Consider the following 597-nt stretch of genomic DNA (forward strand, 5'->3'; position numbering starts at 1 on the left):
CTTGCTGGCGTTGGACGACATCTTGCGACCATCTATGGCAAACATGTCCTTACCGATCAGACCGAGCTGGTCACAGATCATCAAAACCTGAATAAACAGTTGTCCCACCGGCTTGTGCATACGACTGATAAAATCGGCGATGGTCGTGAAATGCGGCTGACTGTCGGCGGAAAGCGCCATGAAGACCACATTCTCATGACAGGCTTTCTCAATCCTGCGACTGGAGGTGATGCCACGGGAATAGGCAAACAGCACCACTTTCAATAGCATGGCCGGATCATACGCCAGTCGCCCGGTGTTATCGTTGTGGTAATGATCATGGAAGATGGACGTATCGATTTCATGATCCACCAGGTAGTTCAGGGTGTACTCAAAAGAACCGGGCACAAGTTGCTCGGCCAAATTAATCGGTAATAAAAGATTCTGACGAGTGTCGTACGGCTTGAAGCGAGGCATGGCGAGGCTCGAAATAGAACTCTGGGGCAGATTTCTAAAGGATATCTGCTATGACGGGGACTGCCAGTGCTTCCAGACGTTTTTCTACAGGCTCAACGCCAAATTCAGCGGCTGCCGCAGGCAGTCCGCTGGAATTTTTTA

1 protein-coding gene is annotated in these 597 nt (G+C 50.4%); it reads right to left on the reverse strand.

The genetic code is table 11. The features are described from left to right. Window positions 1–456: transposase (locus tag AC27K1_RS21645; RefSeq protein ID WP_487152873.1), on the reverse strand; the 456-nt coding region annotated here is incomplete at its 3' end. Window positions 457–597 lie beyond the last annotated feature (141 nt).

The sequence above is a fragment of the Kistimonas ophiarachnellae genome (assembly GCF_057552235.1).